Annotated in this window: 12 protein-coding genes; 6 read left to right on the top strand and 6 right to left on the bottom strand. The window is 45.0% G+C overall.

All coding sequences use genetic code 11. The features are described 5' to 3' along the window. The first annotated feature begins 192 nt into the window (after positions 1 to 192). From SJY39_RS11565 to SJY39_RS11540, 6 genes are all read left to right on the top strand, one after another. Positions 193 to 1,653, top strand: a complete 1,461-nt coding sequence (locus SJY39_RS11565; protein WP_016793644.1) for an aldehyde dehydrogenase family protein — start codon at positions 193 to 195, stop codon at positions 1,651 to 1,653. A gap of 210 nt (positions 1,654 to 1,863) precedes the next feature. Then, positions 1,864 to 2,859: a membrane dipeptidase gene (locus SJY39_RS11560; RefSeq protein ID WP_016766778.1), complete on the top strand. Its 996-nt coding sequence runs from the start codon at positions 1,864 to 1,866 to the stop codon at positions 2,857 to 2,859. A gap of 228 nt (positions 2,860 to 3,087) precedes the next feature. Continuing rightward, positions 3,088 to 4,695, top strand: coding sequence for a BCCT family transporter (locus SJY39_RS11555; protein WP_016786459.1), 1,608 nt, complete (start codon positions 3,088 to 3,090; stop codon positions 4,693 to 4,695). Positions 4,696 to 4,973: 278 nt separating this feature from the next. After that, positions 4,974 to 6,815 carry a hypothetical protein gene (locus tag SJY39_RS11550; RefSeq protein ID WP_016766780.1) on the top strand — a complete coding sequence of 614 codons (1,842 nt, stop codon included), beginning with the start codon at positions 4,974 to 4,976 and terminating at the stop codon, positions 6,813 to 6,815. Next, complete coding sequence (locus tag SJY39_RS11545) at positions 6,812 to 7,549, top strand: DUF3726 domain-containing protein (protein WP_016766781.1); 738 nt, start codon at positions 6,812 to 6,814, stop codon at positions 7,547 to 7,549. Before SJY39_RS11550 ends, SJY39_RS11545 begins: the two co-directional genes overlap by 4 nt. A gap of 385 nt (positions 7,550 to 7,934) precedes the next feature. Continuing rightward, a complete protein-coding gene (locus SJY39_RS11540) occupies positions 7,935 to 9,227 on the top strand; it encodes an alpha/beta fold hydrolase (protein ID WP_016793645.1) in 1,293 nt (430 codons plus the stop codon). A gap of 168 nt (positions 9,228 to 9,395) precedes the next feature. On the opposite strand, the gene SJY39_RS11535 is transcribed toward SJY39_RS11540, so the two are convergent. From SJY39_RS11535 to SJY39_RS11510, 6 genes are all read right to left on the bottom strand, one after another. Continuing rightward, a complete protein-coding gene (locus SJY39_RS11535; protein WP_004730424.1) occupies positions 9,396 to 9,578 on the bottom strand; it encodes a hypothetical protein in 183 nt (60 codons plus the stop codon). Between the two features lie 207 nt (positions 9,579 to 9,785). Beyond that, the gene (locus SJY39_RS11530) at positions 9,786 to 10,013 is read right to left on the bottom strand and encodes a PAS factor family protein (RefSeq protein WP_004730426.1); all 228 of its coding nucleotides are present in this window, start codon (positions 10,011 to 10,013) and stop codon (positions 9,786 to 9,788) included. A 261-nt stretch (positions 10,014 to 10,274) separates the two neighbouring features. Continuing rightward, on the bottom strand, positions 10,275 to 12,431 hold the full coding sequence (locus SJY39_RS11525) for a c-type cytochrome (RefSeq protein WP_016789873.1): 2,157 nt from the start codon (positions 12,429 to 12,431) through the stop codon (positions 10,275 to 10,277). Then, on the bottom strand, positions 12,428 to 13,042 hold the full coding sequence (locus SJY39_RS11520; protein ID WP_010429193.1) for a cbb3-type cytochrome c oxidase subunit II: 615 nt from the start codon (positions 13,040 to 13,042) through the stop codon (positions 12,428 to 12,430). The genes SJY39_RS11525 and SJY39_RS11520 overlap by 4 nt, the downstream gene beginning before the upstream one ends. Further along, positions 13,043 to 14,467 carry a cytochrome-c oxidase, cbb3-type subunit I gene (gene ccoN / locus SJY39_RS11515; protein ID WP_016789872.1) on the bottom strand — a complete coding sequence of 475 codons (1,425 nt, stop codon included), beginning with the start codon at positions 14,465 to 14,467 and terminating at the stop codon, positions 13,043 to 13,045. 65 nt (positions 14,468 to 14,532) lie between these two features. Then, positions 14,533 to 14,943 carry a cytochrome c gene (locus SJY39_RS11510; protein ID WP_010429197.1) on the bottom strand — a complete coding sequence of 137 codons (411 nt, stop codon included), beginning with the start codon at positions 14,941 to 14,943 and terminating at the stop codon, positions 14,533 to 14,535. Positions 14,944 to 15,218: the final 275 nt, after the last annotated feature.

Here is a 15,218-nt window from a genome sequence, read left to right as displayed (position 1 = left end):
GTGAACTAAGGCTATTTGCAGGTCAAAACTCTTTTGAATTGAAGTGTTTTATTGATACAAGCGAACGGGTTCACTCTAGATACAAAATGTACGACTTATTTTAGCAATTAATTACCTGAATATTAACAGTTTATTAATTAACCAGATGGTTGCCAGACTCAACCGCAACCTAACCGTTACAAGGACAGAATGATGACTCTATTACAGAATGTTCAAGCAGAAAACGCACTTTACATTGGCGGCGAATGGCAAGCGGGTGTAAGCACCGTTGCGAACATTAACCCATCAGATATTTCTGAAAACATCGGTAACTTCGCACAAGCAAGTGCTGACCAAGTTCAACAGGCGATTTCAGCGGCGAAGCACGCTCAACCAGAGTGGGAAAAAACGCCGATTGAACGCAAGCAAGCGGTACTTCAAGCAATTGGTGATGAGCTGATTGCACGTTGTGACGAGCTAGGTACGTTGCTTTCTCGTGAAGAAGGTAAGCCTTTTGCTGAAGGTCGTGGTGAAATTTACCGTGCAGGTCAGTTCTTCCAGTATTTTGCGGCTGAAGTGCTTCGTCAAATTGGCGACAACGCAGAATCAGTACGCCCAGGCGTTTCTGTAGAAGTGACTCGTGAAGCGGTGGGTGTTATCGGCATCATCTCTCCTTGGAACTTCCCGACAGCGACTGCTGCTTGGAAAATCGCTCCAGCGCTTGCTTTCGGTAACAGCGTTATCTGGAAACCAGCAAACCTAACGCCAGCAAGTGCGGTTGCACTAACTGAAATCATCCACCGTCAAGGTATGCCTGCAGGTACGTTTAACCTTGTACTGGGTAGTGGTTCGAAAGTAGGTGATGCACTGATCAACTCTAAAGAAGTGAACGGTGTGAGCTTTACTGGTTCTGTTGATACAGGTCGTAAGGTTGCGGCGGCTACAGCGCCAAACTTCGTTCGTTGCCAATTAGAAATGGGTAGTAAGAACGCACTTGTGGTTGCTGATGATGCTGATATCCAAACAGCTGTTGATGCGACTATCGCAGGTTCGTTCTCTGGCGCAGGTCAAAAATGTACAGCATCTTCTCGTCTAGTGGTTATGGATAGCATTCACGACCAGTACGTTGAAGCACTGATTAAGCGTATGAGTGAGCTGAAAGTGGGTCACGCACTGGAAGAGGGCGTGTTCATGGGCCCTGTTGTGGACGGAAACCAACTTGAAGCAAACCTAGGTTGGGTTGAGAAAGCACGTCAAAGCGGCGGTGAGCTGGCATTTGGTGGCGAGCGCCTAAGCATGAAACACGAAGGTTTCTACATGTCTCCAACGCTGTTCTTGAATACTAAGAACGATTGGGAAGTGAACCAAGAAGAAGTGTTTGCACCCATGGCAAGCGTGATTCGTGTCGCCGACCTAGAAGAAGCTATCGCGACAACCAACGATACTCGCTTTGGTCTAACGGGCGGCATCATTACTCAAAGCCTACGTACTAGCGCAATGTTCAAGCAACAAGCGCAAACAGGTTGTGTGATGGTGAACCTACCAACAGCGGGCACAGATTACCACGTACCGTTTGGTGGTCGTAAAGAGTCTAGCTTCGGTCCTCGTGAGCAAGGTCAGTATGCGAAAGAGTTCTACACAGTAGTGAAGACAGCTTACCAGCGTCCTTACTAGCCAGCTTTCCATATAAGAATTGGATAGCTGAAGATATTAAGTCCCTAGCTATCCAGCTAACGAATTGGTCTGATTCACAGAGTCGGGCCAACATTCAAACCAAAGCAGCAAACGAACTTAGACAAGTGATTTAACCCATTTTTGAAAACATGTTATTTGAGTGTGTTTTCAAAACCGAGCTAGAACACTGAGCTTTCAATAGGAGTGGTTATGTACCAGCAACGGATTGTTATAGATGGATTGCAATACTGCAATTGGAACAGAGAATATTTCCAAACACTAAAGGCGAGCGGCATTACAGCAGTTCACGCTACCGCGGTTTACCACGAGACAGCTCGTGAAACCTTATCTCGCTTTGCAGAGTGGAACCTAAGATTTGAGCAGAATGCAGACATTATCATGCCGATTAACTCAATGGCTGATGTTGAGACTGCAAAAGCGACCGGCAAAGTCGGCATTTTCCTTGGTGCTCAAAACTGTTCTCCAATCGATGATGAGATTGGTCTTATCGAAGTGATGCGTAAGCAAGGCCTTCTGATCATGCAATTGACGTACAACAACCAGAGCTTATTAGCGACGGGTTGCTACGAGAAGAACGATACGGGTATTACTCGATTTGGTAAGCAAGCTATCGAAGAGATGAACCGAGTGGGCATGATCATCGATATGTCTCACAGTGCCGAGCGTTCAACGCTTGAGGCGATTGACCTATCTTCTCGTCCTATTTGTATCAGCCACGCGAACCCAACGTTTGCTCATGATGCACTACGAAACAAATCAAACGATGTGATTAAAGCCTTAACTGCACGCGGTGGTTTAATCGGATTCAGTTTATACCCATTCCACCTACCAAACGGCAGTCAATGTACTTTGGAAAACTTCTGCCAAATGGTTGCGACGACAGCTGATATGGTCGGCGTAGAGCACCTGGGAATTGGTAGTGACCTTTGTTTAAACCAACCTCAAGCTGTTCTTGAATGGATGAGAAATGGTCGTTGGTCTAAAGCAATGGACTACGGCGAAGGCTCTGCAAACAACTCAGGTTGGCCAGATGCGTTGCCTTGGTTTTGTGGTAGTGCGGGTATGGAAAATATTTATAACGGATTGATGCGTCATGGTTTCAGCGAGTCTGAAGCTGGGCAAGTCTTGGGAGAAAACTGGTTTAATTTCTTGAAAGATGGCCTAGAGCCTCAAAGCAAGGGTTAAGCGCTCTCTCAAGCCATCATCGAATTAGCAGACTTCTAATTAACGTTCATTTGGAAATGCTGTTTTAACCAATTTCACTATTTAAAAGGAACAACGGTCTATTTCGCAACGCGGTAACCCAAACATGGATTAGCCTGCCCAACACAAAAAACAATAGGGCAGGTGTTAAATACACCCTTGTAGTCATCATTCAAATGACAGCTGCAAAGAAACCTCTGGAGTCAGAGTATGTCTGATTTAACCAATAGCGTGAAACCTTCAAGCTTAAATGCGGGTCAAGTACACACAGCAAGTAGCAAAACAAGCAACACCAAACAGTCTGAATCTACGTCAGACAAATTGGGATTAACCAACCCAGCACTTTGGTACAGCGGCGGTTTTATCGCTCTGTTCGTTGCACTTGCTCTATTTGACGGCGAGCTGTTATCAAGCCTTGTAAATACGGGCTTTGCATGGTCTGTAAAAGTATTCGGGCCTTACTGGCAAATGCTTCTTCTTCTGACTTTTCTTATTGGTCTTGGTCTAGCGGCAGGGCGAACAGGCAAGGTTATCCTAGGTGGCATTGCTAAACCTGAGATGGATGGTTTCCGTTGGATGGCTATCATCTTCTGTACGTTACTTGCAGGCGGCGGTGTATTTTGGGCAGCAGCAGAACCTATCGCTCACTACGTTAGCCCCCCACCATTATATGGCGCACAAGAAAACGCACAACAAGGCGCGGTGAATGCTCTATCACAATCATTCATGCACTGGGGTTTCCTTGCATGGGCTATCGTTGGCAGTTTAACGTCTATCGTGGTTATGCACCTTCACTACGACAAAGGCTTGCCTCTTAAACCTCGTATTTTGCTTTACCCAGTTTTGGGTGAAAGAGCACTGAAAGGTCACACTGGTGCGCTGATTGATGCATGTTGTATTGTCGCTGTAGCGGCGGGTACTATCGGTCCGATCGGTTTCTTAGGCTTGCAAGTCAGCTATGCTCTGAATGAACTGTTTGGTATTCCTGATGGCTTCACGACACAGTTGATCATCATCTTGTTCGCTATCGTTCTTTACACATTGTCTGCATTAAGTGGTCTTAACCGCGGGATGCAAATGCTAAGCCGTTACAACGTAATTTTAGCAATGGCATTGATGGTCTATATCCTGATCTTCGGCCCAACAAACTTCATTTTCAATGGCTACATCCAAGGTGTAGGTAGCATGATAGATAACTTCATCCCAATGGCAACATACCGTGGTGACGAAGGTTGGTTAAGCTGGTGGACAGTATTCTTCTGGGGTTGGTTCTTAGGTTACGGCCCAATGATGGCAATCTTCATCGCACGTATTTCACGTGGTCGTAGTATTCGCCAGTTGGTATCAACCATCAGTCTTATTGCGCCGTTTGTAACATGTTTCTGGTTCACGATTGTTGGTGGCTCAGGCCTTGCGTTCGAAATCGCAGACCCAGGCAGCGTAAGTAAAGCATTCGAAGGCTTCAACTTACCCGGTGCGCTACTGGCTGTAACTCAGCAACTACCAATGCCAATGCTTATCTCGATTTTGTTCTTGATCTTAACCACGATCTTCATCGTAACAACCGGTGACTCGATGACTTACACCATCAGTGTGGTCGTTAGTGGAGAGACTGAGCCTAACGCAATTATTCGTACTTTCTGGGGGGTGATGATGGGGGTAACAGCATTAATTCTGATTTCCCTAGGTTCTGGCGGTATTTCAGCGCTGCAATCGTTCATCGTAATCACAGCGGTACCAGTGTCCATAATCTTACTGCCATCGCTCTGGAATGCGCCTCAAATCGCAATCAAGATGGCAAAAGAACAGGGTTTATAAAAAGCCTAAGTCTATAAAAGATAATGTTCAATAAAGATATGGCTCTGTAAGACAAGAGCTCTGTAAAACAAGAAACGGATTAAATAAGAACAAATCAGCCTTTGAAAGAAGGCTTATGCAAATTCCGAAAAGAACAGCAAACCCGAACTGGTGAAAATACACCGGACGGCAAAGTATTTAGGTCAATCGATCTAGTCAGGACAAATAATAAGGGGCGAGCTCGCTTGCCCCACATAACGTGAAAGCTAACCAGCATACTGTAACAACGAATGCTTCAAATGATGGCAACGATCGGTTCTGAATGGCTAGCAAAATCCTATAACTATAAGGTGGTGAGCAAAATGGATGCACATCGTTCTACCTACACTGAATCAGCACTACGTGATGCGACTGTCGTCATGGCACCGGAAAGGCTAGGTGCAATGCACCAAACACGCATCAGCTTCGTTAGAACTCTGATTCGTAAAATGGCGCAGCAAGAATGGAAAGTGACGAAACATGAGTGGCAATTAGACGCTCGAGGTTTTGGTCACGTTATCTATAAGCTATCGACGACAAACCATGTCTATCATTTGGTTGTTTTTTGCGATGAAATTGCAGACGACGAACGAAATGACCGTGTAATTGCTGAAAAGTGGGACGTAACGTTTGCGCTTGTTCTTGGTGATGTTGATGTCACCCTACTTGAAAGACTTCGTGCCAATGTACCGCTTCAAGAAGCGGGACGTAATCCTAACAATGTGCTTGTTTTAGCGCGTGCAAATAAAAGTGTGCGTGTGTTTGAACATATCGTTAGTCACTTGGCTAAAGGTGTTCAACCAACACCCAAAGAACTGGCTGAAGTGGGCTACATCCTACGAACTACTGCAGTTTACGGTAATGGCAAATTTGGCATTGCTGACTTTAAAATCTTAGAGAAAAATGAAGATTTCAATCAGTCGTTTAGCGCTCAAATGTGTGCGGTGTATATGCTGCGAGAGTTCAGCCTAGATTGGGTTCATTATCTAGCAGAGCAACAAGGTGGCGAACAAGCGATTTCTTTACATCGTGGATTACAACGCTACCTAGGCGTTGGTAATGCGACAGGTTTAGGCATGGCGCCATACCTGATTAACCACCCAAGTATTGTCGATCAGTGGATGACGACCCGTGAGCATGCATTAGCTGAAGTGTTAGCGAGTCAGACTGATACGGCGTTGATCGAGCCACTACGTACATTAGTTAAAAAAGCGATTTGTCATTTAGAACAAGTTGTTACCATCAATGAAACACAGCAAGAGCTGAACAAAGCCGCTGTTGATGATTTGAAGGAAACAGAGCAATCGCTAGAAACGTCTGTCAGCCAGTGTGATACATGGTCGCAGTTAGTCGAGCAATCTAAGCAAATGAGTATGGAAGCCCAAGAAATCCTTATCTCATGTTTGATGGAATTGTACCCAGAATTAGTGGACGCCCATCAAGAGCAAATGAATTGCAGCGAAACACTGTCGCTTCCTAGCGGCAAAAAGATTCAAGACCTTCTTGTTGTACTAGAAGAAAAGTACCGTTGGGCGATCACGACCGACTTTACTAAAGCAGAAAACAACTACTGGTTCTGGTATCGCTCTCAAGACAAAGAAGAGCCAAGACTCGGTGTTAGAGGCGAAGAGCTAGGTGAGGAGCGTGAACTGCCGTTGGATATTGGCCGTCAAGCTTATCGTTTGTACCATGCTTTATTGCAATTCGCGCCAGAGCTTTCATTGGCTGAATTCCTTGTTAAACAGCCGCAGCATCGTGCAATTGCGCGCCGTGTGTGGACGCTGGGTAACAAAGCGATGGGTGACATTCAAATGAATGTGCTTCACCAAGATTCACCCCCAATGCACTTGTTGCGCTGTAAGCTTGCGATGTTTGGTGCAACAAAATTTGATCCTCGCTCAGATCGCTGGGTACGAGTGACGTTTTTCCAAGGTGCGCCACTGCTTGATGAGATTCATCAGGACGAATGGGTGTTCCCTGTATTACCAAGTGAAGCTGAACTGTCTGTTTCTCAAAATGTTTCAATTCACAGCACATCTACTCACGGCACACTAACTCACAGTACAAATGCGAAAGGCCAACATGGAGGTAAATCGTTATGATCGTTTCTCACAATGAACTGGTAGCGGCCGTCAATAAAGCCTTTTTAGGCATGCGTCGTACATGTGGTGAAGCTGATGTGATAGCGAACATGGTGGCAGATTTACAAATGGTCGGTTTGGATGGTGTTCGTCATTTTAACAGTGCGAGCAACTTCATCGGGCTAGAGGACGACCGCCCTGTAGATATTCAACTGCGCAGTGATAATACGGTTGAAGTCGACCTGCACAAGGCTAGTTTGGCTTGTCATCTTCCTGTGATTATGGACTATTCGATTGAAAAAATGGTTGGTAAGAAGACGCTGAAAATTGAGCTAAATAACTGCCACAACCGTTGGTTAGCGTACAGCGAGCTTGTAAAACTGGCTGCGAAAGGTATCGCGTGCATGGCACGTTGGGATAACGGCTCTAGCCCTAAGAGCACTTTGTATGTGCTTAATCGTGGTTGCGTTGCTCCAGAACTGTTTTTATCAGATTTGCCACTGACATCGTACGAACATATCCACAATATGACCATCGAACTTTCCGTCCAGGATTTCGATATTGAACGTTTGTCAGATGGCTACCCCACACACATTGAATCAGAAGCGCTTTTTAAAACTCAAGAGAAAGCGTGGAACGATGGCATTGAGGTTGATGATGGGGAGTGGGCGGCACTGAAAGAGACCGCTACCGCAATCCTAGTTCAGAGCAGCGAACGCTCGACTCAAGGTGCAGGTGAACTGACGGCTTCGTAGTCGCTAGATTTATTAGGTTCATTAGAACTAACAGGTTCGATAGATTAACGGCAAATAAGCGAGTTAGTTTATCAACACAGATAAAACCAAAGAGCTTAACGAATCCTCACCTCGTTAAGCTCTTTTTATTTGCCTCACGCTTTGGGTCTGCTTTACCTCATTCTTTTGATCTCTCGCTGGATCTACCTATTCTAAATTGACTGTTTTGACATACGTTGTTACCCGTTGAGAGGTAATTGAACAATTAAACGAAGCACTTTCACATTCATGTTAAACAAACGGTTTCATTTACAAGCCACTATGCGTATCTTGCTAACTAGGGCCCCAAAGGGCACCGTTTTTATTCGTACCGATGACTTTAGAATCAGATAAAAAGGAATGAAGCGTGCAAGCTAACTTTATTGATGGAACCACCCTGTATCGTCAGCACTCTTTTGAGTTGCCACTTGACTATCAAGCTAAAGATGGACAACAGATCCAAGTCTTCGCACGTGAGCTAGTTGATCTCGCTAAAGATTCGCAAGAACTGCCGTGGCTTATCTACTTTCAGGGCGGTCCAGGCTTTCCATCTCCACGAGTGAGCGGTCAATCAGGTTGGCTAAAGCGTGCATTACAAAACTATCGTGTTCTGCTTCTGGACCAACGTGGTACAGGCAACAGCACGGTTATCAGCCATGAAACGTTGGCCCATCTGTCTCCAGAGCAACAAGTTGAGTACTTAACGCATTTCAGAGCCGACAATATCGTTCGTGACGCTGAAGCGATTCGTGAACAGTTTGGTATTAAACAATGGTCGACAATTGGTCAAAGCTTTGGTGGCTTCTGTACACTGAGCTATTTGTCGCTGTCCCCACAGAGCTTGCAGCGTTGTTATGTGACGGGCGGCATTCCTTCTATTGAACGCGAAGCTGACGATGTTTATCGTGCGACTTACAAGCGTGTAGAAGACAAAAACAGAGCCTTTTTTGCTCAGTTCCCACAAGCTCAAGCTATGTGTCGTGAAATCTCTGATTACTTGCTTAGCAATGATGTGAGGCTGCCAAACGGTCAGGTGTTTACCGTTGAACAGTTCCAGTTGATCGGTATTAATCTAGGTGGCGGCGAAGCAAACCTTCCTATGTACTTCACACTGGAGAGTGCGTTTGTTGAAGTGAACGGAAATAAGCAGCTGAGCTACAGCTTCTTAAATCAAATGCAGCAAGAGCAGGGCTACCTGACGAATCCAATCTACGCGATTTTGCATGAATCTATTTACTGCCAAGGTGCAGCGTCTAACTGGTCTGCACACCGAGTACGCGAGCAGTACCCACACTTTAACTACCAATCAGGTGGTGAGTTCTGGTTTACCGGAGAAATGGTGTACCCATGGATGTTCGACCAACTAGAAACGCTGAAACCATTACGTGAAGCGGCAAACATGTTGGCCGAGAAGTCGGACTGGGGCACTTTGTACAACGCAGAGCAGCTGAGTAAGAATACCGTTCCAATGGCATGCGCAGTTTACGCTGACGACATGTACGTGGAGCTGGATTACAGCCGTGAAACGCTTGCCAACATTCCAAACTCGAAAGCGTGGATTACCAACGAGTATGAGCACAATGGTTTGAGAGTGGATGGTGAACGAATTGTCGATAAGCTAATGATGATGGTTGAAGCATTAGAAAATTTGCCAAAATAATCAAATTATTAGCGTAGATTATCTACGTTAGAAGCTATCTATGTTAGAAGCTCTTACGTTAGAGACAATATACGTCAAAAACAAGAAAACGCTGCATCCGTGCAGCGTTTTTTTTATGTCATCGAACTATTCGATTTAAGGAACTAGGAGGGGTAGCCCTTGAAGCCATTAAGGTTGGATGACGATATCTTGATTTTCAGTGGTCGATAAGCTGGCGCGGTTCTGTTCGATAAGTTGAGCTGCATAAGAAGGAGTCACAGCTTGAATTTCGCCTTTTGAACGTATCGTCAATGCTTCCCACGCATGATCACGATATTTGCCTGTTTGTGTATATTCAATAAGTACTCTCATGATTCTTCTATCCGGTGTGTGGTTAACGTGCTACTAACATTAGCGACTTTGTTTTGGTTGCACACCTGTTAATTATGAAACATAAGATTAACTAAATGAGGTGAAGTGCCGCTTGAAAATAAGACTAACTTACACATATAACAAACGATGAACATAAAAAAACGCTGCACAATGGCAGCGTTAAAGTTGAGATATGTTGGAGATTGCTTAGCTGTTTTCTAAGCCAACAATCTTGCGTGCAGACATCACCGCACTATCCAAGTCTGTCAATCTACCAGCACTCGCTGGACCAAGAACTGATGAATACAAAGCCAACTGTTTCTCAAATGATAAATCTAATTGGTTATATAGATTTTGGCGGATTTGAGCGTGTTGCTGTGGCTTTGCGCTCGACAGGCCTTCCAACGTATCGTAAATGAGTGTAGTTGTGTCCATATCTGTCCTTAGTACATCTTTATAAAATTTTGTATATTATGCACTTGGTATCATCTTTGTTCTGCGAGATTGATCGCATTATGTGCAGCTCTGCTCAATTGTGTAACCAGATGGTTGCGATTGTGTTGTCTTTAAACGGTTTCGTTGTGACGGTCACATAGAAGAAAGGAGGCTCGCTCGCCTCCTTTCGATTTGGTAAACAGTGATAAAAATCACATTTGTCGCGTTGCTTTTGGGGCTAATCGACTAAGTACACAGCTTCTATTTTATGTTGATCGTATTGTCTCTACGGTCATACATATCTGGGGTGGTATGCAAGCCGCCCGCATAACCTGCTGCTTCTAGTGTTTCTCTTACCTCTCGAACGTGCTCAGCCGTGACGGGATCGTTTCTATCCCCAAGGTTAGAGCGTACAAAGGTAATTAACTCAGCCAAACGTTGATCCGACAACACATCTTCAAAACTTGCCATTGGCATGAAGTTTCGGTCTTTGTCGAGATAGGTGGGTTGTAAACCTCTCACCGTCACGGCAATGGTATTGAATGGGTCGCTGTGCATGATAATGCCGTTATTCAACAGAGTAGGGGCGATAGGGGCGCGACCTTTACCATCGTCACCATGACACGCTCCGCAGGTTTGACGATACGTGGTGTAGATTTCACTGCCATACGCGGCTTCATCAAACCCTTTAGGCTGTAACTGAACTGCGCCACTGGCAATGGTGTTGTTGATGTCACCACTGAGTAGGTAATAGGACATCGACTCGATATCTTCACGCGTCATCAAACTCAGGCTGTTTTTCACTACGTCAGCCATCCCTGCAAAAGCGGTGCCTTTGTCAGAGTGACCTGTGTGTAGGAAATCGGTGAGTGTTGCTTCATCCCAACCATCGATATAAAGCTCATTGGCTGTGATATCTGGCGCATTCCAACCGTCAATCAAGTTACCTTGGAAAATACGTTCAGGTATCAGAGCTTGAGCAATGTTTCGTGGTGTGTGGCACTCAGAGCAGTGGCCAAGACCAGTGACCCAATATTTCCCTTGTTGCCATTTATCAACGTTGTCTACTTTGTCTTTTAACTCTTCAGGTACTTGATAATCAACGGGATCGGTATCCATGAACACAATGTTCCAACCAAGCAAACCTAAGCGAATGTTCGATGGAAACATCATGATGTTGTCATCATTACGTCGTGGTACGGCGGTGATTGACTGCATGTATTCCCACAAATCCACCATATCTTGGTCGGTCAGATATTGATATGAGGTGTAAGGCATAGCAGGGTATAGATAGCCCTCCTTACCCTTGCCAGCGACTAACGCGGCTCGAAAGTCTTCAAAGTTGTATGTTCCAATCCCTTCTGTTGTGTGTGGGGTAATGTTGGTTGAGTACACAGTACCAAAAGGGGTAACGAATGGTAGGCCGCCAGCAAAAGGTTCGCCACCTTCCGCACTATGACAAGCCACACAGTCACCGGCGTACGCTAGGTATTCGCCGCGCTCAACAGATGAAGCTTTCAAACTCGCGAGCCTTTGTTGTTCCACCTCACCAGCGTGACGAATATAAGCCCCAAGAGCGAGTATTTCATTTTCGGTAAGCTGCTTATCAAACGCTGGCATTACGTTGTTCAAACCGTGATTTATGGTGTGCTGAATTTCTTCAATGCTTCCGCCGTGTAGCCAGATATCGTCAGAAAGATCCGGTACACCTATTAACGGGTTTGCAACTGAACCATCGGCGTGACAAGACGAGCAGTATTTCGTGAATAAGGTTTTACCGAGTTCGACTTTAATCTCGGGCACATCAGTATGACGTTGGTTGAGAGACGCTAGATAGTACGACATCTTAGCCACTTCATCAGGACGTACTATTTCGCTCCAACCTGGCATTGCACCGTTGCGACCTTTGACGATGGAATGAATAATGGCTTCGTCGCTGCCGCCATATAACCATTCTTGATCTATTAGGTTAGGGAAATGCTTTTGCCCTTGAGCATTATCTCGATGGCAGGCTGCACAATGAGTTTGGAACAAGATCTGACCACTGTTAACGATCTCTGGTACTGCAGATAATCCTTCTAAAGTGGTTTCACTGGTTTGAGAGAATTGTTCATTCAGGCTGGTGGTCGGCGAGCTTAGCTTATCGTCGCTTTGTTTCCAATCGACTAACCCTTCCCATTCGCCAAGACCAGGGTAAAGTACCAAATAACCCGCAGACAATAGAAATGCCACTGCATAACTGACAAACAGTAATTTGGGTGGAGGTGCATCTTTCTCTTCTATGCCATCAAAGGTACCAAGGGTGTGGTCGTGATCGGCTTTGTGATTGCTACGCCAATATTTAACAACAACGGACACCATAAGAGCGAAAAAAATTAAGGTTAAAATTACCGCCCATAGATTCCAAAATGTGCTCATTGTGATACCTCCTGTGACGTATCTTTACCAAGGCTTTGTAAGTAGCGAATCAAAGCTTCACCTTTGGTTTTGCCTCTTACTTGCAATCGGGCGTCACCAATTTCTTGATCGGTATAAGGCACACCTAAGGTACGTAACACTTCCATTTTGGCGCTAATATCGTCGCCAGTGAGAGTCTGCTCAAACAACCATGGGTAAGACGGCATGATAGATGTCGGTACAACTTGTCGAGGGTTGATTAGGTGAATAACATGCCATTGGTCAGAATACTTTCTGCCTAAGTTGGTTAAGTCGGGACCCGTACGTTTGGAACCCCACAAGTTAGGAAACTCATAGATATCGTCTGCTTCTTTATTCGGACGACCATTACGTTTCACTTCTGGTTCTAGAGGGCGAACCATCTGAGTGTGACATACATGACAGCCTTCACTGATATAGATGTCTCGTCCTACTAATTCGATAGGTGTCAGCGGCATCGCTAAGCTGTCTTTCGCAATATCGTCTCCACGGACAATGCTTGGCACTACCCAGACCAGTAAAGAGAAAGAGGCGACAATAACGGTAGTCAAAATTAAAATGATAATTGAATGTGTAAAGTCTTTACTCATCATTTAAGCTCCCTCATTAACGGCATGTTTAGCGTCATGCATGACTGGCATACGAACCGTTTTAAACAAATTAAATGCCATAAGGAATAAACCCAGAACAAACAATGCACCACCAAAGAATCGTAAGAACAACCAAGGTGCTTTGAAGTCCATAGCTTCAACAAAGCTATAAATCAGCTCTCCATTTTCATTTTGAGCGAGCCACATATAGCCCTCACCGATACCCGCGACCCAAAGCGCTATGGCATAGATGGCGACACCTGCATGAGCGAGCCAGAAGTGCCATTTAATCAGTTGTCGTGACCAAAGACCGGTTTGGCCCCATAAGCGTGGGATGAAGTAGTAAAAAACCGCAATCCCTGACATTCCAACCCATCCAAGTGCAGCAGAATGTACGTGACCGATGATCCATTCGGTGTTGTGTGCCACCATGTTGAACCAGCGAATGGCAAGTAGAGGACCTTCGAACGTCGCCAAACAGTAGTAAAGAATTGCTGAGAAAAAGAATAATAGAATGTAGTCGGACTTCAACTTTTCTTTGTTTTGCAGCAGGGTCATTGCGCTATTGAAAGCACCGGCCCAAGAAGGGAGCCACAGGATCAATGACATCACGATGCCGATGTTCTGAATCCAGATGGGAATGGACGAGTAAACTAGATGGTGCGTTCCGGCCCACGTATAAAAGCCGACCAAGCCCCAGAAATGGATCACAGACAAACGGTACGAGTAGATAGGGCGTTCTGCGGCCTTGGGGATGAAGTAGTAATTCATTCCAATCACACCGGCTGTTAGCAAGAAACCGACGGCGTTATGTCCCCACCACCATTGAACTATTGCATCTTGAGCTCCTGCAAACACAGAGTAGGACTTCATGGCCGAGACTGGCATCGCGAGATTGTTCACGATGAAGATCATTGCGACAACAATAATGAAAGCGGCGAAGAACCAGTTAGCCACGAAGATATGACTCACTTTACGCTTAGCAAGGGTGCCAAAGAACAGTACCGCATAGAGCACCCAAACCAACACAATCAATAAATCGATTGGCCATTCAAGCTCCGCATATTCTTTTGAACTGGTGTGGCCGGCAGGCAAGGAAATCACAGCGAGTAACAAAATGAATTGCCAGCCCCAAAATACCATCCATGACAGGCTTTTATTGAACAGATCGCAATGACCAGTTCGCTGGGCAATATAAAGTGATGTCCCCATTAGAATGTTGACTACAAACCCATAGATTACACCTGAGGTATGAAGAGGGCGAAGACGACCAAATTGAAAATATTGAGAGTCGAAATTTAACACTGGCCAATACAGTTGCGCGGCGAGAATTACGCCGATGATCATGCCTACAATAGCCCAGACTAAGGAGGCGATAATAAAGCATTTCACTACCTTGATACTGTATTGCGTTGTCACGTTTTCCATAACAAGGCTCCTTGCCTAAAATTTTAAATCGTCTATTTATTATTTTATTGCCGGTCTGCACATCTCTATTTAGAAGCTTGGCTTGCTTGAGAGTCGTTGCTTTGCTGGAAGCCATTATCCATCTGTGCTTCGTGACCCAATTGAGAATAAAAATAGGAAATGTCACGGATGTCCTGATCGGAAAGCGTGTCAGCTTGTTGCTGCATCAATATCGCCAGGCCGCTCGTTCTTTCTCTCGTTTGGTAATCTTTCAAAGAAGAAATGAGATATCCCACCTTTTGTCCACGAAGGTTAGGGTAGGGATCTTGTGTTGAAATACCATCAGCACCATGACAGGTCATACATACCTTGGCTTTTTTCTTACCTAATTCGAACTGCTCATCATCGATTCCTGCATAAACTGGGTACGTTACGAGCATCATTAAAACGGTGGAAAGTGCGGCTATGGAGTTAAACTTATGTTTATTCAAACTCATTACTGATTCCCTTGATTCTAAAGTTAACAAGCGTTTCGTGATTATAGAACGGTGATATTTGGCTACGACTACCTGACCTAAAGCGATTAAAAAATCGTAAAAAACGAATTACGTTCGATTAAAGGTTATGCAGCGTTGCACATTCTCGCTACTTGTTGAGCCATATTTATTAGTAATTTCGTATCTTAATACGTACTTACCTAGTCGATTGGTTTACTTATCGAGCTTAAAAAGTAGAGTTTTAATCGCCATCGTTATGAAATGATACCTATCTT

This window comes from Vibrio sp. R78045 (assembly GCF_042466085.1).
GTDB classification, from domain to species: domain Bacteria; phylum Pseudomonadota; class Gammaproteobacteria; order Enterobacterales; family Vibrionaceae; genus Vibrio; species Vibrio cyclitrophicus.
Note: the sequence above shows the minus strand (reverse complement) of the source record. Positions and strands in the feature narration are given on the sequence as shown.

Excerpts from the sequence above, each read along its gene's own strand:
- SJY39_RS11565 (WP_016793644.1), top strand. The coding sequence starts at position 193 with ATGACTCTATTACAGAATGTTCAAGCAGAAAACGCACTTTACATTGGC.
- SJY39_RS11560 (WP_016766778.1), top strand. The coding sequence starts at position 1,864 with ATGTACCAGCAACGGATTGTTATAGATGGATTGCAATACTGCAATTGG.
- SJY39_RS11555 (WP_016786459.1), top strand. The coding sequence starts at position 3,088 with ATGTCTGATTTAACCAATAGCGTGAAACCTTCAAGCTTAAATGCGGGT.
- SJY39_RS11550 (WP_016766780.1), top strand. The coding sequence starts at position 4,974 with ATGATGGCAACGATCGGTTCTGAATGGCTAGCAAAATCCTATAACTAT.
- SJY39_RS11545 (WP_016766781.1), top strand. The coding sequence starts at position 6,812 with ATGATCGTTTCTCACAATGAACTGGTAGCGGCCGTCAATAAAGCCTTT.
- SJY39_RS11535 (WP_004730424.1), bottom strand. The coding sequence starts at position 9,578 with ATGAGAGTACTTATTGAATATACACAAACAGGCAAATATCGTGATCAT.
- SJY39_RS11530 (WP_004730426.1), bottom strand. The coding sequence starts at position 10,013 with ATGGACACAACTACACTCATTTACGATACGTTGGAAGGCCTGTCGAGC.
- SJY39_RS11525 (WP_016789873.1), bottom strand. The coding sequence starts at position 12,431 with ATGAGCACATTTTGGAATCTATGGGCGGTAATTTTAACCTTAATTTTT.
- SJY39_RS11520 (WP_010429193.1), bottom strand. The coding sequence starts at position 13,042 with ATGATGAGTAAAGACTTTACACATTCAATTATCATTTTAATTTTGACT.
- ccoN (WP_016789872.1), bottom strand. The coding sequence starts at position 14,467 with ATGGAAAACGTGACAACGCAATACAGTATCAAGGTAGTGAAATGCTTT.
- SJY39_RS11510 (WP_010429197.1), bottom strand. The coding sequence starts at position 14,943 with ATGAGTTTGAATAAACATAAGTTTAACTCCATAGCCGCACTTTCCACC.